The sequence below is a fragment of the Streptomyces sediminimaris genome, from assembly GCF_047049295.1.
GTDB lineage: Bacteria > Actinomycetota > Actinomycetes > Streptomycetales > Streptomycetaceae > Streptomyces > Streptomyces sediminimaris.
In genome coordinates this window covers 3,529,513-3,551,881 of record NZ_JBJWOT010000001.1, presented here as the reverse complement: position 1 = coordinate 3,551,881, position 22,369 = coordinate 3,529,513, and the positions used below count along the sequence as shown (strand labels likewise).

The following is a 22,369-nucleotide window of genomic DNA, read 5'->3' as shown; positions in this document are numbered from 1 at the left end:
CGTCCGGTGGTGACCTTCGCGCAGGCGCAGGAGCGTGCCGAGGAGTGGATCAACGGTGATCTGCCGGCGTACCAGCACCGTGAGGTGCGGGTGCGGGAGTTCGAGCTGGGGTTCGTGGTGTGGGCCGAGGACCGGGCGGGCGGGCCGCGTTCGGACGGTGGCGGTCAGCGGCTGGTGATCGCCCGCGACAGCGGTGACGCGACGCTGTGGCCCGCGTTGCCGGTGGGTGAGGTCGTGCGCCGGTACGAGGAGGAGTACGGCCGCCGGGAGGAGGATCCGCAGCCGGCGCCGCCCGCTGCGGCGCGGGTGGATCTGAATCAGACGTCGTTCCTGCTGAGTCCGCCGGAGTGGCTGCAGGAGGCGGCGGACAAGCTGGGTATCCCGGACCGGCGCAGCGGCCGGGGCGGCGCCGCTGCCGCTCCGGGTGCGGCGGCTTCCCCGGGCGGGGGCGACCTGGCCGAGACGCAGGCCGGGGCGCCTGTCCGTCCGGCGGCGCCCGCCGCGCCGGGTGGTGCGGCCGGATGGCCGGAGGCCGGGTCGAGCGGTGAGGTCGCGGCCGGTGCTGGTGCGGGGGTGCCCGGCGGGCCCGCCGGGGGGACTCCCTGGGCCGGGACCGACACCAACGCGGACTCCGGTGAGGACGACCGTTCCGTACCGCTGCCCGCGACCGTGTTCGCGCCGCAGCTGAGGGAGGGCGAGGACGACTCGGACACGCCGCCGGACGCCGAGACGAAGCTGATGTCGGGCGGCAGCGGGTTGCCGCGGACGACGGTGGCGCCGTCGGTGGACGGTCCCGAGGCCCCGGCCCGGCCGGACACGCCTGCGCCGGGTGCCCCCGCTGCCGGTGGCCCGCCTCCGCCGTCGACGTACGGCTATCCGCAGGGTGCTCCCGCGCCCGGCGCCACGCCGCCTCCGCCTCCGCCCGCGACGTACGGCTATCCGCAGGGTGCCCCCGCTCCCGCGCCCGGTGCCACGCCTCCGCCTCCGCCGTCCATGTACGGCTATCCACAGGGGCCCGGAGGGGCGCCGGGTGGGCCTCCGCCGCCGGCCGCTCCGGGGCGGCCGGCGGCGCCGAGCGCCGGGGACATCGCGGACGCCGCGACGAGCAAGGCCGGGCCCGCGCCGCGTCGCGCCTCGGCCACGCCGCCTCCGCCGAGCGCCCCCGGGGCTCCGGGCGCGCGGCCGGCGGGTACGCCTCCGTCTCCGCCGGCACCCGGCGCGGGCGGCGGGTACGTGCCGACGCAGATGGTGTCGTCGCTCGGTCCCGACGGGCCGGACGGCGTGTCCGGTCCCGGAGCCCCGCAGGCTCCGGGCGCCGCGCCGCCCTCTCCGCCCGGCGCGCCCGGTGCTCCGAACCCTTCCGGTGCTCCGCAGCCCCCCGGCGCCCCGAACCCGCCCGGCGCACCCGGCACCCCGGGCGGTACGCCCCCGGGTGGGGTTCACCATGCGGCCACGATGCTCGCCGACCCGGGCCGCGGCCCGGCCGGTGGCCCTCCGCAGCCTCCGGGCGCCCCAGGTATGCCAGGCGCGCCCGGCGCGCCTGCCGCTCCTCAGCCCCCCGGCGCCCCCCAGCCCCCCGGCATGCCTCCCGCGCCCGGCGCGCAGGGTGCTTCGGCCGGCGGGCGTGGGGGTGCCGTTCACCACGCGGAGACGGTGCTGGCCGCGCCGCCCGTGGGCGGGCCCGGTGCTCCTGCGGTGGGTCCTCCCGGCACGCCTCCGCCGCCGCAGGCGCCCGGCATGCCGCAGGGGGGCCGGCCGCCCGTGCCGCCCGGTGGGATGCCGCCGCCCGGCGCGATGCCGCCGCCGGGGCAGCAGCCGTCGTACGGCTATCCGCCGCCGCAGGGGCAGCCGACGGTGGGGCCGGGCTATCAGGCCGTGCTCCGCTACCGGGCGCAGGACGGGTCCGAGCAGCAGCTGATCCGGCGGTCGGCGCCGGGCACGCCGCACCCGGAGTGGCAGATCTTCCACGAGCTGCGCGGCATGAACGTGCCGCCGGAGCAGGTGCTGGAGCTGCACACGGAGCTGGAGTCGTGCGAGCTGCCGGGCGCGTACTGCGCGCGGATGATCCGGGAGCAGTGGCCGCAGGCGCGGATCGCGTCCATCGCGCCGTACGGCACGGACCATGCGAGCCGGCAGCAGGGGATGCAGCAACTGCTCGCGCACCAGGGCGAGTTGCACCAGGTCGCGGACGGTCCGGCGCGTCCGGCGCCGGTGCGTGCGCCGTTGCCGCCGGTGCAGGCGGCGCCGCCGTTGCCGCCGGAGGGGATCGCCCAGGAGCTGGCGGGTGCCTTCGGGCCGGGGATCTTCCGGTTCGAGCAGGCGGCCGTGTCGCGCCAGGGCGTGCCGCCGGTGGTGGCGCACTCGCTGGTGGTGGCCGGGCTGCCGATGGACATGGGCCCGTTCTTCTGGGCGCAGGCCCAGCCGGGACGGCCGGTGCCGACGCTCGCCGAACTGGCGCAGGAGCGCGGGGTGCAGCCGTCCGCGGACGCGGGCTCGTACCTGGTCATGGGCAGTGACTTCGGCAAGGCGGTCTGTGTGCAGTACGGCACCGCGAACATCGTGGCCGTCCCGGTGGAGGCGGGTCCCGGCGGGGCGCCGGTGGCGCCGCAGTTCGTGAACACGGGGCTGCCGGAGTTCCAGCGGTGTCTGGCGCTGCTCGGCCGGATGTGGCGCTTGCGGTTCGGGCTGAATCCGGAGCAGGCGGGCCGCTGGACCGTGGACTTCCAGGCCCAGCTGGCCTCCCTGGACCCGGCGGCGCTCGGTTCGCCGGAGAGCTGGTGGTCGGTGCTGCTGGAGCAGATGTGGGACGGACTGCTGTGATCCGCTGCCGCTGACCCGTCTGATCCGACCCCGAGGGGCCGGGCCGGTCGTCCTGACCGGCCCGGCCCTTTCGCGTGCCGCCGCCCGGAGTGTCGCGTTATGAACACTTCAGTCCGATATATCAAAATGTGCGCTAAATCATCATTTCGCGCCCGTTCGGCGGAGGGTTCGGCGGAGAGGGGTTCCAGGATGAGCGGCACACCGGTCTCACCCCACGGCTTCGGAGTCGTACGAGGACGTGGTTACTGTCCCGAACAGGTCGACGCCTGCGCCGACGCGCTCTGCCGGGACCGGGACGCCGCCTGGGAGCGGGCGGCCCGGCTCACCGTGCTGGCCAGGGACATGGAGGTGGAGGCCGAGCTGCTGCAGGAGTCGGTGGCGCAGCTGGCACCGCAGTCGTACGAGACGCTCGGGGAGGGTGCGCGGCGTCTGTTCCAGTGCGTGCTGGAGGAGGCCGAGGCCGTGCGGGAACGGGCACGGCAGGAGGCCCGGCGCGTCCGGGAGGCGGCCGAGGAGCAGGCGAACGGTGTGCGGGACGCGGCGCGGGCGCAGGCCGACGCCGTACGCGCCGAGGCCGAGGACCGCGCCCGCCACCGGCTCCTGGCGGCGCAGGCCGAGGCGGACGAGATCCGCATCGGTGCCCGGCGTGCGGTGAAGGAGGGCCGCGGTGAGGCGCTGGCCGCGCTGCGGGAGGTGCGGCAGCGCACCTCCGCGATGCTCGCCGAGCAGGCCAAGGAGTGTGCCGAGCGGTGGGCCGAGGTGGAGCGGCTGGAGTCCGACCGCATGGCCGGGCGCGATGCCCGGGGTGCCGAGCGGACGGCCCGCGCGGAGGCGGAACTGGCCGAGGCGGAGCGGATGTTCGCCGAGGCGCAGGAGCATGACCGCCGGTGCCAGGAGGAGGCGCGCGAGCGTGCCGCCGAGATCCTCGCGGCGGCGCGGCTGCGTGAGGAGCAGATCGCCCGGGAGACCGAGCGGGTGGTGCGCGAGCACGGTGAGCGGTCCGGGGACGTGCAGGCGGAGATGGACGTCGTACGCAACAGTCTTACGGCGCTTACGGGTTCGGCGTCGGGGGAGTGACGGCCGGGGCGCGTGGGCCCCGGCCGCGCCTCACCGGTGCGTCAGCCGTTCCCGCGTGCCGCTGCCGCGCACGGCTCCCGCCAGGATCCAGCCCTCCACGGCGTCGTACTGGCGCCGTTGGTCCTCCGACGCCCTGCGGCCGGAGACGACCGTGCCGAGCCAGCCGAAGGCGAAGCCCAGCGGGATCGTCAGTACGCCGGTCGTGGTGAAGGGGAACCAGTTGAAGTCGGCGTGGGGGAACGCCGAGACGGGTGAGCCGGAGACCAGGTTGGTGCCGGGCATCACGAGCAGGACCGCGACCGTGCCGCCGATCAGCGTCCACAGCAGGCCCGTCCGGGTGTAGCGGCGCCAGAAGAGGCTGTAGACCAGGGCGGGGGCGATGGCGGAGGCGCCCAGGCAGAAGGAGAGCGTCACCAGGGGCTGCAGGCTGCGGTGCTGCACCAGTGTCGCCAGCAGGATCGCGGGGACGCCCACCGCGAGGGCCGAGACGCGGGCCAGTGTCATCTCCCGGCGCTCCGACATCTCCCGCACGCGCGCGGCGAACACGTCGTGGGCGAGGGAGTTGGCGCAGGCGAGGATCATGCCGGCGACGGAGGCGAGCAGGGTCAGGAAGATCGCCGTGGTCACCGTGGTGAACAGCAGCGTCTCGGCGGTGGAGACCTCCGTGCCGAAGGCCGCGCGGGAGCCCAGCAGGTAGGCGGTGTTGCCCTGCGGGTCGGCCTGGGCGATCACGGCCCGGCCGATCAGCGCGGTCGCGCCGAAGCCGATCACCGTCATGATGAGGACGAACAGCACCACCGAGGACACCGCCCACGACATCGAGCGCCGGACCTGGCGGGCGCTGCGCGCGGTGTACATGCGCATGGTGACGTGCGGCAGGCAGGCGCCGCCGAGGACGACGGTGAGCTCCGAAGTGATCATGTCCAGGCGGGGGTTGGAGCTGCCGGCGAACTCGACGCCGGAGTGCAGGAAGCGGGAGCCGACGCCGCTCTGCGCGGCGGCCGTGGTGAACAGGGCGCCCGGGTCCCAGTCGAACCGTTTCAGCATCAGTACGGCGACCACGGCGCCCGATCCGAGGAGCATCACGATCTTCATGATCTGGATGAGGGCGGTGCCCTTCATGCCGCCGATGGCCGCGTAGCTGATCATCAGGGCGCCGAGCCCGATGATGCAGCCGGTCTGCAGCGAGTCGCCGGAGAAGCCGAGGATGAAGGCCAGCAGCTGCCCCGTGCCCGCGAGCTGGACGAGCATCAGCGGCAGCAGGGCGGCGATGGTCACCAGGCAGGCGGTGATGCGCACGCCGCGTCCCGGCATGCGCCGGGCCAGCGCGTCGCCCATGGTGAAGCGGCCCGCGTTGCGCAGGGGTTCGGCCAGCAGGAACATCAGCAGCATCAGCGACAGGGCGGTGCTCAGGGCCAGTGCGATGCCGTCGTAGCCGCACAGGGCGATGACGCCGCCGGTGCCCAGCACGCTCGCCGCGGAGATGTAGTCGCCGGCGATGGCGAGGCCGTTGCGCATGGGGGAGAGGGAGCCGTAGCCGGTGTAGAACTCGTCCAGGTCGTCGCCGTCCGGACCGGTCATCACGCACAGCAGGAGCGTGATGGTGGCGATGGCGGAGAAGGCGACCAGGGACATCGCCTGGGCGTTTCCGCTGAAACCGGTCACCGTGCCGCCTCCCGCTTGGCGTCCACTTCGGACTGTCTGCGGATGCGGGCCGCGATCGGGTCGACGCGGCGGCGGGCGGTGTGCTCGTAGAGCGCGATCGCCAGCCAGGTGACCGGGATCTGCGCCAGCGCGAGCACCAGCCCGGTGGGCAGGCCGTCGGTGAGCTCGCCGGTCATGAACGACGGTGCGAACGCCGACAGGATCAGGAACAGCGTGAAGTAGCCGAGCGCGGTGAGCGTGGCGGTGCGCCGCTGCCAGCGGTAGGCGCCGCGCAGGATCCGCAGATCGCTGTGGTGCCCGAGGGCGGGCTCGGGCGGGCGGCGCCACGGGTCCGGTTCGGGTCCGGTGGCGGGTGGCTGCCAGGGGTAGGTGGCGCCGTGGGCGGGGGACGGTTCGTGGGGCGGGTGGCGGTAGGGGTGGGGCGGGGACGGTTCGTAGGACATCCCGGTGCTCCTTGCGTGGCTCGGGTCCTGGCGGAGGACCGCAGGGAGGTGGGGGGCGGGTGGTCCCCGCACGCTACTCGCCGGTTCGGCACCGTGGGGGGTTTTCACCAAACTGATCGGTCGGTATGCGCTTGCATCGCTGACCTCGGGTGTTACCGCGATTAACTCAGATTTTTGGCGGGCGGGACGTGCGACAGAACGGGTCCGCGTGTACGCCCGGACGCCGGTCCCCGAACACCGGGGAGCGCCTCGGCACGGGGAACGGCGGCGCCCTTCCCGCTGGACCCTCACGCGACGGCAGGGTGGAAGGTGAGTGGGCCGGTGGGTGGAGCGACCCCTCAGATCGGCTCCACCCGTCGGTGGAGGTCCCTTAGGGGTTCCTCCGTACTACGGCTCGGGGAGGGTTCGTCCCGCCGGAGGACGAGACGGGGGAGGGGGCGTCCTTAACCTGGCTTTACGCCGCTGGGGAGCGGCCGGGAAGCCGCCGGGGGGCGGTTTCCCGAACCGGCGGGGGTGGGGTTTTCCCCCGTAGAAGAGGGTGCCGGGCACCAGCGCGAAGCACCCCCCGGCGGCGAAAGACTCAGCACATAGCGCTTCACCGTTCCAACCGCACAGCTCATCCGCAGGCCGCAGATCCGATCTGCAGCCCGACATAGGAGACTTACCATGACTTCGGCCGTGACCATTCCCAGGCACGGGGGCACTGGAGGGCGTACGGCCGTAGCCGCGCGGGCGCGGCAGGTCGTCAAGGCGTACGGGTCGGGGGAGACCCGCGTCGTCGCCCTGGACCACGTCGACGTGGACATCGCCCGCGGCCAGTTCACCGCGATCATGGGCCCCTCGGGGTCCGGCAAGTCCACGCTGATGCACTGCCTCGCCGGCCTCGACACCGTGACCTCCGGCCAGATCCACCTGGACGAGACCGAGATCACCGGGCTGAAGGACAAGAAGCTGACGCAGCTGCGCCGGGACCGGATCGGCTTCATCTTCCAGGCGTTCAACCTGCTGCCGACGCTGAACGCGATCGAGAACATCACGCTGCCCATGGACATCGCCGGGCGCAGGCCCGACCAGCAGTGGCTGGCCCGGGTCGTCGGCACCGTCGGGCTCTCCGACCGGCTCAGGCACCGGCCCACCCAGCTCTCCGGCGGTCAGCAGCAGCGCGTCGCCGTGGCCCGCGCGCTGGCCGCCCGGCCCGAGATCATCTTCGGTGACGAGCCCACCGGGAACCTGGACTCCCGGGCCGGCGCCGAGGTGCTGGGCTTCCTGCGCCGCTCCGTCGACGAGCTCGGGCAGACCATCGTGATGGTCACCCACGACCCCGTCGCCGCCTCGTACGCGGACCGGGTGCTGTACCTCGCCGACGGCCGCATCGTCGACGAGATGTTCAAGCCGACCGCGGACGCCGTCCTGGACCGCATGAAGGACTTCGACGCCCGGGGGCGTACGTCATGACCGTCCTGAGGACATCCCTGCGCAATTTCTTCGCGCACAAGGGGCGCATGGCCCTCTCGGCCATCGCCGTGCTGCTGTCGGTGGCCTTCGTCTGCGGGACGCTGGTCTTCACCGACACCATGAACACCACCTTCGACAAGCTGTTCCAGGCGACCTCCTCCGACGTGACGGTCAGCGCCAAGGGCGCCTCCGACAGCGGCGAGACGACCAGCGACAACGGCCGGCCGCCGGTCATGCCGGCCTCCGTGCTCGGCGAGGTGCGCTCGGCGCGGGGCGTGAAGTCGGCGGAGGGCACCGTCTTCTCGACCTCCGTCACGGTCGTCGACGCCAAGAAGGACAACCTCTCGCCCACCAGCGGCGGCCCGACCATCGTCGGCAGCTGGAACGGCAACGACGCCCGCACCATGAAGATCACCTCCGGTGCCGCGCCCAAGGGGCCCGGCCAGGTGATGGTCGACGCCGACACCGCGCACAAGCACCACCTCCGGCTCGGTGACGAGCTCGGTGTGATCAGCGCGGTCGGTACGCACCGGGCGAGGATCTCCGGCATCGCCGACTTCCAGGTCACCAACCCCGGCGCGGCGATCTTCTACCTCGACACGAAGACCGCGCAGCAAACGCTCGTCGGCCGCACCGGTGTCTACACCAACGTCAACGTCACGGCCGCCGCCGGCGTGAGCGACCCGCAGCTGAAGAACAGCGTGCGCGCGGCGCTCGGCACCGGCTACAAGGTGCAGACCGCCAAGGAGACCGCCGACGCCAACCAGAAGAGCGTCGAGGGCTTCATGGACGTCATGAAGTACGCGATGCTCGGCTTCGCCGGAATCGCCTTCCTCGTCGGCATCTTCCTGATCATCAACACCTTCTCGATGCTGGTCGCCCAGCGCACCCGCGAGATCGGCCTGATGCGGGCCATCGGCTCCTCCCGCAAGCAGGTCAACCGCTCCGTGCTGGTCGAGGCGCTGCTGCTCGGTGTCTTCGGCTCGGTGCTGGGGGTCGGCGCGGGCGTCGGGCTCGCGGTCGGCCTGATGAAGCTCATGGGCCAGATGGGGATGCACCTGTCCACCAGCGATCTGACGGTCGCCTGGACGACCCCCGTGGTCGGCCTGCTGCTCGGCGTCGTCGTCACCGTCCTCGCCGCCTACCTGCCCGCCCGCAGGGCCGGCAAGGTCTCCCCGATGGCCGCGCTGCGCGACGCCGGAGCGCCCGCCGACGCCCGGTCCGGGCGGATCAGGGCCCTGGTGGGCCTGGTGCTGACCGGCGCCGGCGGCTACAGCCTCTTCCTGGCCGCGGGCGTGGACAAGGCGAAGGACGGCTCGCTGTGGCTGGGCCTCGGCGTGGTCCTGACGCTCATCGGGTTCGTCGTCATCGGCCCGCTGCTCGCGGGTGGCGTGGTGCGCGTCCTGGGCGCCGTACTGCTGCGGATGTTCGGTCCGGTCGGCCGCATGGCCGAGCGCAACGCGCTGCGCAACCCGCGCCGCACGGGTGCCACGGGCGCCGCCCTGATGATCGGGCTCGCGCTGGTCGCCTGCCTGTCGGTGGTCGGCTCCTCCATGGTCGCCTCCGCCACCGACCAGCTCGACAAGACCGTCGGCACGGACTTCATCGTCCAGTCCGACAGCGGCCAGCTGATCACCCCGCAGGCGGTCAGGGCCGTCAAGAACACGCCGGGGCTGGCGCGGGTCACCGAGTACAGGTCGACGCAGGCCGACTACACCACGCCCGACGGCAAGCTCCTCAAGAACACCGACATCACGGCGGCCGACCCGACGTACGCGACGGACCTGCGCACCAAGACGGTCGCCGGCAACCTCAAGGACGCCTACCGGCCGGACTCCATGTCCGTGCACGAGAAGTTCGCCGAGGCGCACGACATCCACCTCGGTTCGAAGATCAAGGTCGCGTTCAAGGACGGCCGCACCGCGAACCTGACCGTCCGGGCGATCACCAGCAGTGACGTCGTGATCGACCAGGGCGCCAAGTACACGTCGATCGCGACGCTCGCCAAGTACGTCCCGGCCGACAAGATGCCGCTGGACCAGCTGGTCTTCGCCACCGCCAAGGACGGGCAGCAGGACACCGCGTACAAGTCGCTGAAGTCCGCGCTGCACGACTACCCGCAGTACAAGGTGCGCGACCAGACCGACTACAAGCAGGCGCTGAAAGACCAGATCGGCCAGCTGCTGAACATGATCTACGGCCTGCTGGCCCTGGCGATCATCGTCGCGATCCTCGGCGTCGTGAACACCCTGGCCCTGTCCGTGGTCGAGCGGACCCGGGAGATCGGGCTGATGCGCGCGATCGGTCTCTCCCGCCGCCAGCTGCGCCGCATGATCCGCATGGAGTCCGTGGTCATCGCCCTCTTCGGTGCCCTGCTCGGCCTCGGCCTCGGCATGGGCTGGGGCGCCACGGCCCAGAAGCTCCTCGCCCTGCAGGGCCTGAAGGTCCTGGAGATCCCCTGGCCGACCCTGACCGCCGTCTTCCTCGGCTCGGCCCTGGTGGGCCTGATCGCGGCCCTGATCCCGGCGTTCCGCGCGGGTCGGATGAACGTCCTGAACGCCATCGCCACCGAGTAGGGGCCGCGCAGGGAGAACGGAGGGGAGCGCAGGAAGGGAGAGCTGGAGGGAGAGCAGGGGGAGTACGGCCACCGCATACGGGGGTTGCGGGGGAGCGCCCGGCGCCGGGGAGTCCTGGAGGACTCTCCGGCGCCGGGCTCTGCCGTGCGCTCGGGTCCTCGGGCGGCCTCCGGGGGAGGCCGCTCTCGCGCCGGTCGGTCCTTTCAAGCCCGTCCGGCGGCCGGGGCGCAGGCCGCTCAGCACGAAGCGGGAGCCCGGGACGGGGCGGCGTCCCCCGGGTGCGTGCACGACCGCCCCGGGCAGCGGTGATCGGCGTTGTCCACAGGCGGCCGCGCCCCCGCGAAGGGCGACGTACGCTGGAGGGACCCCCGGCCCGCAGCGCGCGTCGGGCGATTCGCGTTGCCCACCCCCGGACGAAAGCCGCCCCGAATGAGCCTGCACGGTCTGCTCGACGCCGTCGTCAAGGACACCGCCCTCGCGGAAGCCGTCAAGGCGGCAGCGGGGGCCGGCCGCATGCACGTCGACCTGGTCGGGCCCCCGGCGGCCCGCCCCTTCACGGTGGCCGCCCTGGCCCGCGAGACCGGCCGCACGGTGCTGGCGGTCACGGCGACCGGCCGCGAGGCCGAGGACCTGGCGGCCGCCCTCAGGTCCCTGCTGCCGCCCGACGGCGTCGTGGAGTACCCCTCCTGGGAGACCCTCCCGCACGAGCGGCTGAGCCCGCGCAGCGACACCGTGGGCCGTCGCCTCGCCGTCCTGCGCCGCCTGGCCCACCCGAGCCCCGACGACCCCGAGACCGGCCCCGTCTCCGTCGTCGTGGCGCCGGTGCGCTCCGTGCTGCAACCGCAGGTCAAGGGCCTGGGCGAGCTGGAGCCGGTCGCCCTGCGCACCGGCCGCACCGCCGACCTGAACGACGTCGTGGACGCCCTCGCCGCCGCCGCGTACGCGCGCGTCGAGCTCGTCGAGAAGCGCGGCGAGTTCGCCGTACGGGGCGGCATCCTCGACGTCTTCCCGCCCACCGAGGAACACCCGCTGCGCGTCGAGTTCTGGGGCGACGACGTGGAGGAGATCCGCTACTTCAAGGTCGCCGACCAGCGCTCCCTGGAGGTCGCCGAGCACGGCCTGTGGGCGCCGCCCTGCCGTGAGCTGCTGCTGACGGACGACGTGCGCGCCCGCGCGCGTGCCCTCGCCGAGGACCACCCCGAGCTCGGGGAGCTGCTCGGCAGGATCGCCGAGGGCATCGCGGTGGAGGGCATGGAGTCCCTGGCCCCCGTCCTCGTGGACGACATGGAACTGCTGCTCGACGTGCTGCCCGAGGGCGCCATGACCCTCGTCTGCGACCCGGAGCGGGTCCGCACGCGCGCCGCCGACCTCGTGGCCACCAGCCAGGAGTTCCTGCAGGCGTCCTGGGCCGCCACCGCGGGCGGGGGCGAGGCGCCCATCGACGTCGGCGCGGCCTCCCTGCGGTCCATCGCGGACGTCCGGGACCGGGCGCGTGAGCTGGACATGATGTGGTGGTCGGTGTCGCCGTTCGCCGCCGACGAGGAACTCACGGAGACATGTGCCGCTGACGCGGCGGGGGACACCCTCAAGCTCGGCATGCACGCCCCCGAGACCTACCGCGGCGACACCGCCAAGGCCCTCGCCGACACCAAGGGCTGGCTCGCCGAGGGCTGGCGCACGGTCTTCGTCACCGAGGGCCACGGCCCCGCGGCCCGCACGGTCGAGGTGCTGGGCGGCGAGGGCATCGCGGCCCGCCTGGACGCGGAGCTCGAAGAGATCTCCCCGTCCGTGGTGCACGTGGCGTGCGGCTCGATCGAGTACGGCTTCGTCGACCCGGGCCTGAAGCTCGCGGTGCTGACCGAGACCGACCTCTCCGGCCAGAAGGCGGCCGGCAGGGACGGCGCCCGGATGCCGGCCCGCCGCCGCAAGAGCATCGACCCGCTGACCCTGGAGGCGGGCGACTACATCGTCCACGAGCAGCACGGTGTGGGCCGCTACATCGAGATGGTCCAGCGCACGGTGCAGGGTGCCACGCGCGAGTACCTGGTCGTCGAGTACGCCCCCGCCAAGCGCGGCCAGCCCGGCGACCGCCTCTACATCCCCACCGACCAGCTGGAGCAGATCACCAAGTACGTCGGCGGGGAGGCGCCCACCCTGCACCGCCTGGGCGGCGCCGACTGGACCAAGACCAAGGCGCGCGCCAAGAAGGCCGTCAAGGAGATCGCGGCCGACCTCATCAAGCTCTACAGCGCACGCATGGCGGCCCCCGGGCACTCCTTCGGCCAGGACACCCCGTGGCAGCGCGAACTGGAGGACGCCTTCCCGTACGCGGAGACGCCCGACCAGCTCACCACCATCGCCGAGGTCAAGGACGACATGGAGAAGACGGTCCCGATGGACCGCCTGATCTGCGGCGACGTCGGCTACGGCAAGACCGAGATCGCGGTCCGCGCCGCCTTCAAGGCCGTCCAGGACGGCAAGCAGGTGGCGGTCCTGGTCCCGACGACCCTGCTGGTGCAGCAGCACTTCGGGACCTTCAGCGAGCGCTACTCCCAGTTCCCGGTCAACGTGCGGGCGCTGAGCCGCTTCCAGACGGACACCGAGGCGAAGGCCGTCCTGGAGGGGCTGCGAGAAGGCTCGGTGGACGTCGTCATCGGCACCCACCGCCTGTTCTCCTCCGAGACCAGGTTCAAGGACCTGGGCCTGGTCATCGTCGACGAGGAGCAGCGCTTCGGCGTCGAGCACAAGGAGCAGCTGAAGAAACTGCGGGCGAACGTCGACGTCCTGACGATGTCCGCGACCCCGATCCCGCGCACCCTGGAGATGGCGGTCACCGGCATCCGCGAGATGTCGACCATCACCACCCCGCCCGAGGAGCGCCACCCGGTCCTCACCTTCGTCGGCCCCTACGAGGAGAAGCAGATCGGCGCCGCGATCCGCCGTGAACTGCTGCGCGAGGGCCAGGTCTTCTACATCCACAACCGGGTGGAGTCGATCGACCGGGCCGCGTCCCGGCTGCGCGAGATCGTCCCCGAGGCGCGGATCGCCACCGCGCACGGCCAGATGTCGGAGTCGGCGCTGGAGCAGGTCGTCGTCGACTTCTGGGAGAAGAAGTACGACGTCCTGGTGTCGACCACGATCGTCGAGTCCGGCATCGACATCTCCAACGCCAACACCCTGATCGTGGAGCGCGGCGACAACTTCGGCCTCTCCCAGCTGCACCAGCTGCGCGGCCGCGTCGGCCGCGGCCGCGAGCGCGGCTACGCCTACTTCCTCTACCCGCCGGAGAAGCCGCTGACGGAGACCGCCCACGAGCGGCTGGCGACCATCGCCCAGCACACCGAGATGGGCGCGGGCATGTACGTGGCGATGAAGGACCTGGAGATCCGCGGCGCCGGCAACCTCCTGGGCGGCGAGCAGTCCGGCCACATCGCGGGCGTCGGCTTCGACCTCTACGTCCGCATGGTGGGCGAGGCGGTCGCCGACTACCGCGCCGCCCTGGAGGGAGGGGCCGAGGAGGAGCCGCCGCTGGAGGTCAAGATCGAGCTCCCGGTCGACGCGCACGTCCCGCACGACTACGCCCCCGGTGAGCGCCTGCGCCTGCAGGCCTACCGCGCCATCGCCTCCGCCGACTCGGAGGAGGACATCAGGTCCGTACGCGAGGAACTCGTCGACCGCTACGGCAAGTTGCCCGAGCCCGTCGAGAACCTGCTGCTGGTCGCCGGACTGCGCATGCTCGCCCGCGCGTGCGGCGTCGGCGAGGTCGTCCTGCAGGGCAGCAACATCCGCTTCGCGCCGGTGGAGTTGCGGGAGTCCCAGGAGCTGCGGGTCAAGCGGCTGTACCCGGGTGTCGTCATCAAGCCGGCGGTGCACCAGGTGCTCGTACCGCGCCCGAAGACCGCGAAGGTGGGCGGCAAGCCGCTGGTCGGCCGCGAACTGCTGGGCTGGGTCGGCGAGTTCCTGACCTCGGTCCTGGGATCGTAGGAGCCGCGCCGGCACGGGAGAGGGGGCCCGTACGCCGTACGCCGCACGAGAGACGGGACGGCAGAAGCCGTCCGCGTGGGCCGGGGGCCTGGCGGACGGCTTCGCTCAGGTCCGGAGAACGGCCTGCGAGCCTCCAGGTGCTACGGCTGCTCGGGCCTGTCCCGGTCCATGCCAAGCCGGCCCTCGATCTTCTGCTGCGCGTCGTCGACCTGGCTCTCGTACTTGTCGCCGGTCCTCTCGTTGACCTTCTTCTCCGCCATGTCGGACACGTCCTTGGCCTTGTCCTGCGCCTGGCGGTTGCTCTTGAACCTGTCGAAGATGCCCATCCAGAGCTCCTTCCGGAGTTATTCCTCTCGACACTACGACCGAATTGCGTGGATCGACCACTTGAGTCCCGGATTGGTCTGGACCTCCTGAGGGACTCCGGACCCGGTGAAAGACTCCGGACCCCGTCAACGACTCCGTGCGCCCTGCCGCTACGGTGTGCGCCAAGCCGTGGACGGGAAGACGCCCCCTGCGGGGACGGGCCCGGGTGGCAAGGGGAGGGTGCACCGTGAGGTGTCTGAGGGGCGGGGCCGCGGCAGCCGTCGTGCTGGTGTTCGCCGTGGCCGGATGCAAGGCGGAGACGAAGACGGGCACCGCCGGGCCCGAGCGGACGGGGGGCGGGGGCGCCGCCCTCACGGCCGCCGAGTCGCTGACCGTGAAGGGCCGGGCGCCGAAGACGGGATACGCCCGCGACAGGTTCGGCACCGCCTGGGCCGACACCGACTCCAACAGCTGCGACACCCGGGACGACATCCTCAAACGGGACCTGGACCAGGTGAAGTTCACCGGCGGCACCTGCAAGGTGTCCTACGGCGTCCTGAAGTCCGACCCGTACTCGGGCAAGCGGGTCACCTACCGGCGCGGCCGCAGCCAGGTCGACATAGACCACATCGTGGCCCTCTCCGACGCCTGGCAGAAGGGCGCGAAGTACTGGGACGCGAGCAAGCGCATAGCCCTCGCCAACGACCCGCTCAACCTCATAGCCGTCGACGCGAGCACCAACCGCGCCAAGGGCGACGGCGACACGGCCACCTGGCTGCCGCCCAACAAGGCCTTCCGGTGCGCCTACGTCGCCGGTCAGGTCGCCGTGAAGAAGAAGTACGGGCTGTGGGTGACCGCCGCGGAGAAGGCCGCGATGAAGAAGGTCCTCACCTCCTGCCCGGACCAGAAACTGCCCTCGGGCGGCAACCCGACGAAGGCGCCGAGCCGGTTCCACGCGGACTGAGCCGCGGCGCCCCGCGCGGTGCGCCGCCGAAGAAAGCGGTGTCCGTACGCGGTGCGCCGCGGAAAGCGGTGTCCGGTCGTGCGATGTCCCACGGTGCGGCCCCGGCCCCCGTGCGGCCCCGGCCCCCGTGCCGCCCCAGACCCGTGCCGCCCCGGCCCCCGTGCCGCCCCAGACCCGTGCGGCCTTCAACCTCCGTGTGCCTTTCGGCCTTTGTGAGGCCCGCGGGCCGTTCAGCCGCCCAGCGCGTCCAGGTCCAGGATCTTTCCGGCGGGCTTGTGCGCCGGCACAGGCTTGCCGAATTCGCTGAAAGTGAGGGAGCCCGGGTCCTTCGCGGTGCTGTCCAGGCGCAGCAGATACGGCGTGCCCTCGGTGGCGACGTACATCGTGTAGCGCTCCTTGCCGTCCTTGAGCTTCAGGACGGCCGCCGTCTCACCGGCGACCTGAGCCGTGCCGGCCCGGGTCGCCGTGGGGTCGTCCGCGCCGCCCGAGGAGCCGCCCGAGCCGACACCCTCGGCGCCGCCGAGCACCCCCTCGAGGTCGCAGAAGCTCGCGATGTCCTTGGCGTCCGAGCCCTTGGCGGACATCTTCGTCCACTTTCCGGCCAGCATGCTGACGGCCGCGTCGGTGTCCGACTTGGAGTCGCCCTTGCCCTGCTCGCGCAGGAACGCCTCGTCGTACTTCATGTAGACGGTGTCGCCGGCCTTGATCAGGTCGGCCTTGCCCTGGCCGCCCATGCCGAGCGTGCCGACGCACTCCTTCTTCTTGTCCAGGGCCATGTCGATCCGGATCGTGCCGGCGCTCTCGTCGTCCTGGATGGTGCCCTTCATCCGGAGCGAGGACGCGCCGGTGGTGGCCTTGATGGCCCGGTCGCCGATCTCGTCGGCGCTCAGACCGGCGAAGGGCTGCTTCGGCTTGCTCGACGTGGCCGCGGCGGATGTACCGCCGTCGGCCTTGTCCTTGCCGGACTGGCAGCCGACGAGACCTGTGGTGGCCGCGGCGAGGAGGCAGACGGCGGCAAGAGCGGTACGGCGCATGGGGATTCCTTGGTGGAGATCGGGATGAGATGAGGTGGGGGGGTCAGCCGGTCTTCTGCCAGTCGTGGCACCCGGTCGTCTTGAAGTAGCCGTCCGAGGCGCTGATCGTAACGACGGCCGTACCGGTCACGTTGTTGTTCGCGATGATCGAGTGGAGTGAGTGGTCGGCGTCCCTGGCCCGCTCCCAGTAGCAGGAGTCGTCCGAGTTGCCGGTCGACCTGTACGTGCCGGGCGCGATGTCCGAGCCGACCCGGAACATGCCGCCGTCGCCGGCCATCCTGCCCGAGGGCGTGCCCTCGGCCTTGGGGCCGACGGCCTCCCAGTCCTTGCAGCCGCTGGACTTGAAGAGCTTGTCGGTGGCTTTGACGGTCACGTAACTGGTGCCGCTGACGTTGTCGTTGGCCAGGATGGAGTCCATCTCGCCCTTGGCGTCCTTCGCCCGCTCCCAGTAGCACATGCCGTCGCCGTTGCCCGTGGTGCGGTAGGTGCCGGGCTTGACGTCCGAACCGACCCGGAAGTCGCCGTCGCCGGCGAAGGCGGCCTTCTTCGCGGCGGAAGAAGTCCCGCCCTTCGCGGCCTTCTTCCCGGAGCCGGAGCCGGAGCCGGAGCCGGAGCCGGAGCTGTGCTGAGCGGACGCCGAGGAGTCCTTGCCGGAGCCGCCGTCGCCGTTCCCGCCGCCCCCGTGCGTCGACGCGACACCGATGATGACGACGCCCACGACGGCGCCCAGCGCGATCTTGCCCTTCATGCCCATGGCTGTGTCCCCCCTCGGACCGCGACCGCCGCTGTTCGGCTGTCGCTCGTTCGCTGGGTCAATAAGAGCAGAGACTGTGAACCGAGTCAACACAGTTCACGAGTCACATCGGATACACGCCCGTGAACCCATGGATCTTGCGCACGTCGGTATGCTCGCCTCACACGGTGGGGGACGACGAGGGGAGCCGCCGGTGCAGGACAACGCGACAGAGGTGACCGCCGCGGGCATCGCGCGGCTCGCCGGGGTCGGCCGCGCCGCCGTCAGTAACTGGCGCCGCCGTCATGCCGACTTCCCCAAGCCGGTCGGAGGCACCGAGACCAGCCCGTCCTTCGCGCTCGCCGAGGTCGAGGCCTGGCTGCGCGAGCAGGGCAAACTCGCCGAGGTCCCGCTGCGGGAGCGCGTCTGGCAGCAGCTCGCCGGCCATCCCGCGGGCCCCCTCACGGCGCTCACGCACGCCGGCTGCGTCCTGCTGCTCATCCACGCCCGGCCCACCGTGTGGCTGGAGGTGAGCGCCGGATCGGACGAGCGACTGACCGCCCGGCTGCCGCAGGCCCTGGAAGAGGTGCTGGCACCCCGGTTCGGCTCAGCGACCGGGACGGAGCCGGCGGCCGGGAACGGGCCCGGCTCCGGGTATGGGCCCGCGTCTGGGTATGGGCCCGCGTCTGGGAGTGGGGCCGGGTCTGGGTATGGGCCTGGCTCCGGGTATGGGCCCGCGTCCGGGAGTGGGGCCGGGCCCGGGTATGGGCCTGGCTCCGGGAACGGACCTGGCTCCGGGAAGGGATCGGCGGCCGGGCAGGGATCCGTGGCCGGTGACGGATCGGCGGCCGGGCAGGGATCCGTGCCCGGTGACGGACCGGCGTCCGGTATGGGATCGGCGAGCGGGATCGGTGGACCGGCGGTCGGAAACGGACCGGCGGTCGGAAACGGACCGGTGGCCGGGAACGGACCGGTGGCCGGGAACGGACCGGTGGCCGGGAACGGACCGGTGGCCGGGAACGGACCGGTGGCCGGGAACGGACCGGTGGCCGGGAACGGACCGGTGGCCGGGAACGGACCGGCGGTCGGAGCGGGCCCGGAGACCGGGGCAGTACCGGCGACTGGGATGGGACCGGTGGTCGGGACGGGCCAGGCGGTCGGAGGGGGCCCGGAGACCGGGGCAGTACCGACGGCTGGGATGGGACCGGCGGTCGGAGGGGGCCCGGCGGTCGGAGCGGGCCCAGAGACCGGGGCAGTACCGGCGACTGGGACGGGACCGGCGACTGGGACGGGACCGGCGACTGGGACGGGAGCGGTGGCTGGGACGGGACCGGCGGTCGGAGCGGGGCCGGTGGCCGGCATGGGACCGGAGGCCGGGGCGGGAGGCGCGGTGGCCGGGAGGGGGGCCGTGGTCGCGGAGGGGGCGGCTGTGAGCGGCCCGCCGGCCGTTCACGCCCCCACCGGACCGGAGCTTCTGCCGTCCTGCCCCCTGCTGCGCGGTGCCGCCGAGCTCGCCGCCGAGTTGGGTGCCCGGCAGACTTTCGAGTTCCTGCTCGGCCGGTACCTCGACGCCAACCCGCGCCAGTACACGCCGACCCCCGCCGACCTGGCGGGCCTGATGGCCGACCTGGCCGGCCCCGTGCGCACCTTCCTCGACCCGGCCTGCGGCACCGGCGCCCTGCTGCGCGCCGTCGCCCCCCGTCCCGCCCAGGAGCTGTACGCCCAGGACAGCGCTCCCGAACTGGCCGCGCTCACCGCGCTCCGCCTCGCCCTGCGCAGCCTGGCCGCCGTGCGCACCGCCACAGGGGACACGCTCCGCGCCGACGCCTTTCCCGACCTGCGCGCCGACGCCGTCCTGTGCCATCCGCCGTTCAACGAACGCAACTGGGGGCACGACGAACTCGCCTACGACCCCCGCTGGGAGTACGGCTTCCCCGCCCGCAACGAGTCCGAGCTGGCCTGGGTGCAGCACGCCCTCGCCCGCCTGAAGGACGGCGGCACCGCCGTGCTCCTCATGCCGCCCGCCGCCGCCTCCCGGCGCTCCGGCCGCCGCATCCGCGCGGACCTGCTGCGCCGCGGCGCGCTGCGCGCCGTCGTCGCCCTGCCCGTCGGTGCGGCACCGCCGTACAACATCCCGCTGCACCTGTGGGTGCTGCGGCGGCCCGGCAGGGTGCTCGCGCAACCGGAGTTGCTGCTCGTGGACACCGGGCAGTTCGCCACCGAGGGCCGCGGCGGGCCCGACTGGCGTGCCGTGCGCGAGAGCGTCCTCGACGCCTGGCGGGCCCACGACTCCGCCGGCACCCTCGAAGAGCGCCCCGGCCTCGCGCGCTCGCTGCCCGTCATCGACCTCCTCGACGACGACGTCGACCTCGCCCCGGCCCGGCACCTGCCGCCCCCCGCGGCGGCCGACGGCGCCGGCGCGCTCACCGCCGTACGCGAACGCCTCGGTGAGACCCTGCGGCTGACCGCCGACCTCACCCCGCCGCCCGCCGATCCCGCACCGCCCGCGCGCTGGCCGCTCACCACGGTCGGTGAACTCGCGCGTGGGGGAGCCCTGGTGATGCGCACCGGAGGAAACGGCGGGCACGCGCGCGTGCCCGTGCTCACCGACCATGACGTCCTCGCCGGTACGGCACCCTCCGGGGCCCTGCCCGAGAGCGACGAGGAGGCCGTGCTGACCGAACCGGGCGACGTGGTGGTGCCGGTGCTCGGCGGCGGCGCGGTCGCGCGCGTGATCGACGGCGCGACCAGCGGCGCCGCCCTGGGGCGCAACCTCGTTCTGCTGCGCCCCGTTCCCGCGGCCCTCGACTCCTGGTTCCTCGCCGGCTTCCTGCGCGGCACCGCCAACAACCGCCAGGCCAGCAGCTACGCCTCCACGGCGACCCGGCTCGATGTCCGCCGCCTCCAGCTGCCCCGGCTCCCTCTCGACGAACAGCGCCGCTACGGCGCCCGCTTCCGCGCCCTCGACGATTTCGAGCGCGCCCTCAGGCAGGCGGGCCGGCTGGGGGAACAACTGGTACGCGGGATGTACGACGGGCTGACGGACGGGACGGTCGCCCCGGGCTGACGCGGACAACGGTTCGGTACATCCCGGGACCGGTTGTCCCTGTCGGCCTATACGCTCGGACCCGGCACCCACGTTCGTCCACATCAGGTCCCCAGGAGCAGCCATGCAGGGCCACGGCTACGCCCCGCCTCAGCAGCGCCGACCCCCGACCGGGGTGCTGGTGCTGCTGCGCGTGATCTTCGTGGCGGTGGCGATCCTCAGTATCGGGTTCCTGTCCTGGGTGGCGACGCTGCGGGCGGCGATCGTGACCCGCAGGCGCGGTGACTGGTGGGTCTTCGGGGGCTCGCTGGCGGTCCTCGGCGTCAGCTTCGGGTTCCTCGCCACCGACCACACGGACGACTTCAGCACGGTGAACGGCAACATCGGAATGGCCATCCTGCTGCTCAACGCCGCAGCCTGCGCCGGCTACTTCCTGTACGCGGACATACGTCACCACCGGCCGTACGTCCCCGGTTATCCGCCGCCCCCCGCCCAGGGCGTGAACTACGGCTATCCGCAGGGCCCGTCGCCGTACGCGGCCACAGTCCCGCAGACCCCGGCCGCCCCCGCGCCGCAGATGCCCGTCCCGCCGCCCCCGCCCCAACGCCCCGCCCCCGCCCGTATCGACCAGGTGCGGGCCGAGCTCGACGAGCTCAGCGACTATCTGCGCCAGCACCCCGGCCGGACCGACGGCGGCCACGAGGGCGGAAGGTGACGGCGACGACAGGGCGGGTGGTCGCCGGCCGGTATGCGCTGTCCACACTCATCGGACAGGGCGGCATGGGCCAGGTGTGGACCGCCTACGACCAGCGGCTCGACCGGCGCGTGGCGGTGAAGCTGCTGCGCCCCGACAAGGTGGCGGGCCAGGAGGCCGACGAACTGCGCCGCCGCTTCGTGCGCGAGTGCCGGGTGACCGCGCAGGTCGACCACCCCGGCCTGGTCACGGTGCACGACGCGGGCAGCGATGACGAGGAACTGTTCCTCGTCATGCAGTACGTCGACGGCGCCGACCTCTCCGACCACCTCGCCGAGCACGACCCCTACCCCTGGCGGTGGGCGGTCGCGGTCGTCGCGCAACTGTGCGCCGTGCTCAGCGCCGTGCACGCCGTGCCGATCGTCCACCGCGACCTCAAGCCGCGCAACGTCATGGTCAAGCAGGACGGCACGGTCACCGTCCTCGACCTCGGCGTCGCCTCCGTGATGGACACCGACACCACGCGGCTGACCCACACCGGTTCGCCCATCGGCTCGCCCGCCTACATGGCACCCGAGCAGGCGATGGGCGGTGCGGTCGGCCCCTACACCGACCTCTACGCGCTCGGCGTGCTGCTGCACGAACTCCTCAGCGGCGACGTCCCCTTCGCCGGCTCCACGGCCCTCGGCGTGCTGCACCGGCACCTCTACGAGCCGCCATTGCCCGTGCGCCGCGTCCGGCCCGAGGTCCCGGAGGCGCTGGAGGCCCTGGTCCTGCGCCTGCTCGCCAAGGACCCGCAGCACCGCCCCGCCTCCGCGCAGGAGGTCTACGAGCACCTGGAACCGCTCCTGCCCGCGCGCGGGACGCCCACGGGGGCGCCCCTGGACCCCACGCGGCCCTTCCTGCGTCCGCACGCCCCCTGGCCGGACCGCGCGCGCACTCCCGCACCCCGGCCCGCCCCGGCCGCGCCGACGGCCGAGAGGGCGGAGCGGCCGGACGTCGCCCACGCCGTCGACGAGGTCAAGCGCCTGCTCGGCGAGGGACGCATCACGCAGGCCGTCGACATTCTCGGCGCGATCCTGCCCACCGCCGCCGAACAGCACGGCGAGCACTCCCCGGTGGTCCGCACGCTGCGCAAGCAGTACGCGGCGACCCTCATGGACGACGGCCAGTACCGGCGCGCGCTGCCCGAACTGCGCCGCCTCGCCGACGAGCGCGCCGCCGAGGCCGGACAGGCCGACCCCCAGTCGCTCCGCTTCCGCTACGAGGCCGCCCAGTGCCTGGAGTCGCTCGGCGAACCAGCGGCCGCGCTGGCCGAATACCGCGCGCTGCTGCCGTACTACGAGAACCAGTACGTGGCCGGAGACCTCGAGCTCTCCCACGACGTCCGCCGCCGCATCGGCCACCTCCTGCTCGCCCTCGGCGACCGGGCCGCCGCCCACGACACGCTCGCCCGCCTGCTGATGGACGTGGAGCGCCTGCGCGGCCCCGGCCACCCGCTCGCGGTGGAGGTACGGCGGACGCTCCAGTGGCTGGGACAGGTGCGCGGCTAGGACCGCGACGCCTGGGACG

The 22,369-nt window shown here is 73.0% G+C and carries 14 protein-coding genes and 1 pseudogene; 10 read left to right on the top strand and 5 right to left on the bottom strand.

All coding sequences use genetic code 11. The features are described 5' to 3' along the window. Window positions 1–6: 6 nt before the first annotated feature. Together ACJ9NR_RS16340 and ACJ9NR_RS16335 are read left to right on the top strand one after the other, a co-directional pair. The gene (locus ACJ9NR_RS16340) at window positions 7–2,820 is read left to right on the top strand and encodes an SUKH-4 family immunity protein (protein ID WP_412488287.1); all 2,814 of its coding nucleotides are present in this window, start codon (window positions 7–9) and stop codon (window positions 2,818–2,820) included. A gap of 189 nt (window positions 2,821–3,009) precedes the next feature. After that, window positions 3,010–3,897: a coiled-coil domain-containing protein gene (locus ACJ9NR_RS16335; RefSeq protein ID WP_412488286.1), complete on the top strand. Its 888-nt coding sequence runs from the start codon at window positions 3,010–3,012 to the stop codon at window positions 3,895–3,897. A 30-nt stretch (window positions 3,898–3,927) separates the two neighbouring features. Here the strand turns inward: ACJ9NR_RS16335 and ACJ9NR_RS16330 are convergent, their stop codons facing one another. Further along, on the bottom strand, window positions 3,928–5,532 hold the full coding sequence (locus ACJ9NR_RS16330) for a sodium/solute symporter (protein WP_412488853.1): 1,605 nt from the start codon (window positions 5,530–5,532) through the stop codon (window positions 3,928–3,930). A gap of 26 nt (window positions 5,533–5,558) precedes the next feature. Continuing rightward, entirely contained in the window at window positions 5,559–6,005 is a 447-nt protein-coding gene (locus ACJ9NR_RS16325; protein WP_412488285.1) for a DUF485 domain-containing protein, read from the bottom strand. 666 nt (window positions 6,006–6,671) lie between these two features. On the opposite strand from ACJ9NR_RS16325, the gene ACJ9NR_RS16320 reads away from it, so the two are divergent. The 3 genes from ACJ9NR_RS16320 to mfd all read left to right on the top strand — a co-directional run bounded on the left by ACJ9NR_RS16320 (window position 6,672) and on the right by mfd (window position 14,020). Further along, on the top strand, window positions 6,672–7,460 hold the full coding sequence (locus ACJ9NR_RS16320; RefSeq protein ID WP_412488284.1) for an ABC transporter ATP-binding protein: 789 nt from the start codon (window positions 6,672–6,674) through the stop codon (window positions 7,458–7,460). Further along, window positions 7,457–10,036, top strand: a complete 2,580-nt coding sequence (locus tag ACJ9NR_RS16315) for an ABC transporter permease (RefSeq protein ID WP_412488283.1) — start codon at window positions 7,457–7,459, stop codon at window positions 10,034–10,036. The genes ACJ9NR_RS16320 and ACJ9NR_RS16315 overlap by 4 nt, the downstream gene beginning before the upstream one ends. Before the next feature lie 429 nt (window positions 10,037–10,465). Then, window positions 10,466–14,020: a transcription-repair coupling factor gene (mfd, locus tag ACJ9NR_RS16310; protein ID WP_412488282.1), complete on the top strand. Its 3,555-nt coding sequence runs from the start codon at window positions 10,466–10,468 to the stop codon at window positions 14,018–14,020. 140 nt (window positions 14,021–14,160) lie between these two features. Here the strand turns inward: mfd and ACJ9NR_RS16305 are convergent, their stop codons facing one another. After that, complete coding sequence (locus tag ACJ9NR_RS16305; RefSeq protein WP_412488281.1) at window positions 14,161–14,346, bottom strand: antitoxin; 186 nt, start codon at window positions 14,344–14,346, stop codon at window positions 14,161–14,163. 227 nt (window positions 14,347–14,573) lie between these two features. Between ACJ9NR_RS16305 and ACJ9NR_RS16300 the strand changes: the two genes are divergently transcribed. Next, window positions 14,574–15,290 carry an HNH endonuclease family protein gene (locus tag ACJ9NR_RS16300; protein WP_412488280.1) on the top strand — a complete coding sequence of 239 codons (717 nt, stop codon included), beginning with the start codon at window positions 14,574–14,576 and terminating at the stop codon, window positions 15,288–15,290. Between the two features lie 230 nt (window positions 15,291–15,520). Here the strand turns inward: ACJ9NR_RS16300 and ACJ9NR_RS16295 are convergent, their stop codons facing one another. Beyond that, window positions 15,521–16,324 (bottom strand): hypothetical protein, encoded by an 804-nt coding sequence (locus ACJ9NR_RS16295; protein ID WP_412488279.1) that lies wholly within the window; start codon window positions 16,322–16,324, stop codon window positions 15,521–15,523. Between the two features lie 43 nt (window positions 16,325–16,367). Then, a complete protein-coding gene (locus ACJ9NR_RS16290) occupies window positions 16,368–17,078 on the bottom strand; it encodes an Rv1352/Rv1906c domain-containing protein (protein ID WP_412488278.1) in 711 nt (236 codons plus the stop codon). A 193-nt stretch (window positions 17,079–17,271) separates the two neighbouring features. Here ACJ9NR_RS16290 and ACJ9NR_RS16285 point away from each other — a divergent pair. The 4 genes and pseudogenes from ACJ9NR_RS16285 to ACJ9NR_RS16270 form a co-directional block, all read left to right on the top strand. Then, a pseudogene (locus tag ACJ9NR_RS16285) lies at window positions 17,272–17,664 on the top strand (helix-turn-helix transcriptional regulator); the annotation flags it as partial. Window positions 17,665–18,084: 420 nt separating this feature from the next. Further along, on the top strand, window positions 18,085–20,124 hold the full coding sequence (locus ACJ9NR_RS16280; RefSeq protein WP_412488852.1) for an N-6 DNA methylase: 2,040 nt from the start codon (window positions 18,085–18,087) through the stop codon (window positions 20,122–20,124). A gap of 103 nt (window positions 20,125–20,227) precedes the next feature. Beyond that, window positions 20,228–20,818 (top strand): hypothetical protein, encoded by a 591-nt coding sequence (locus ACJ9NR_RS16275; RefSeq protein WP_412488277.1) that lies wholly within the window; start codon window positions 20,228–20,230, stop codon window positions 20,816–20,818. 38 nt (window positions 20,819–20,856) lie between these two features. After that, on the top strand, window positions 20,857–22,350 hold the full coding sequence (locus tag ACJ9NR_RS16270; protein ID WP_412488851.1) for a protein kinase domain-containing protein: 1,494 nt from the start codon (window positions 20,857–20,859) through the stop codon (window positions 22,348–22,350). Window positions 22,351–22,369: the final 19 nt, after the last annotated feature.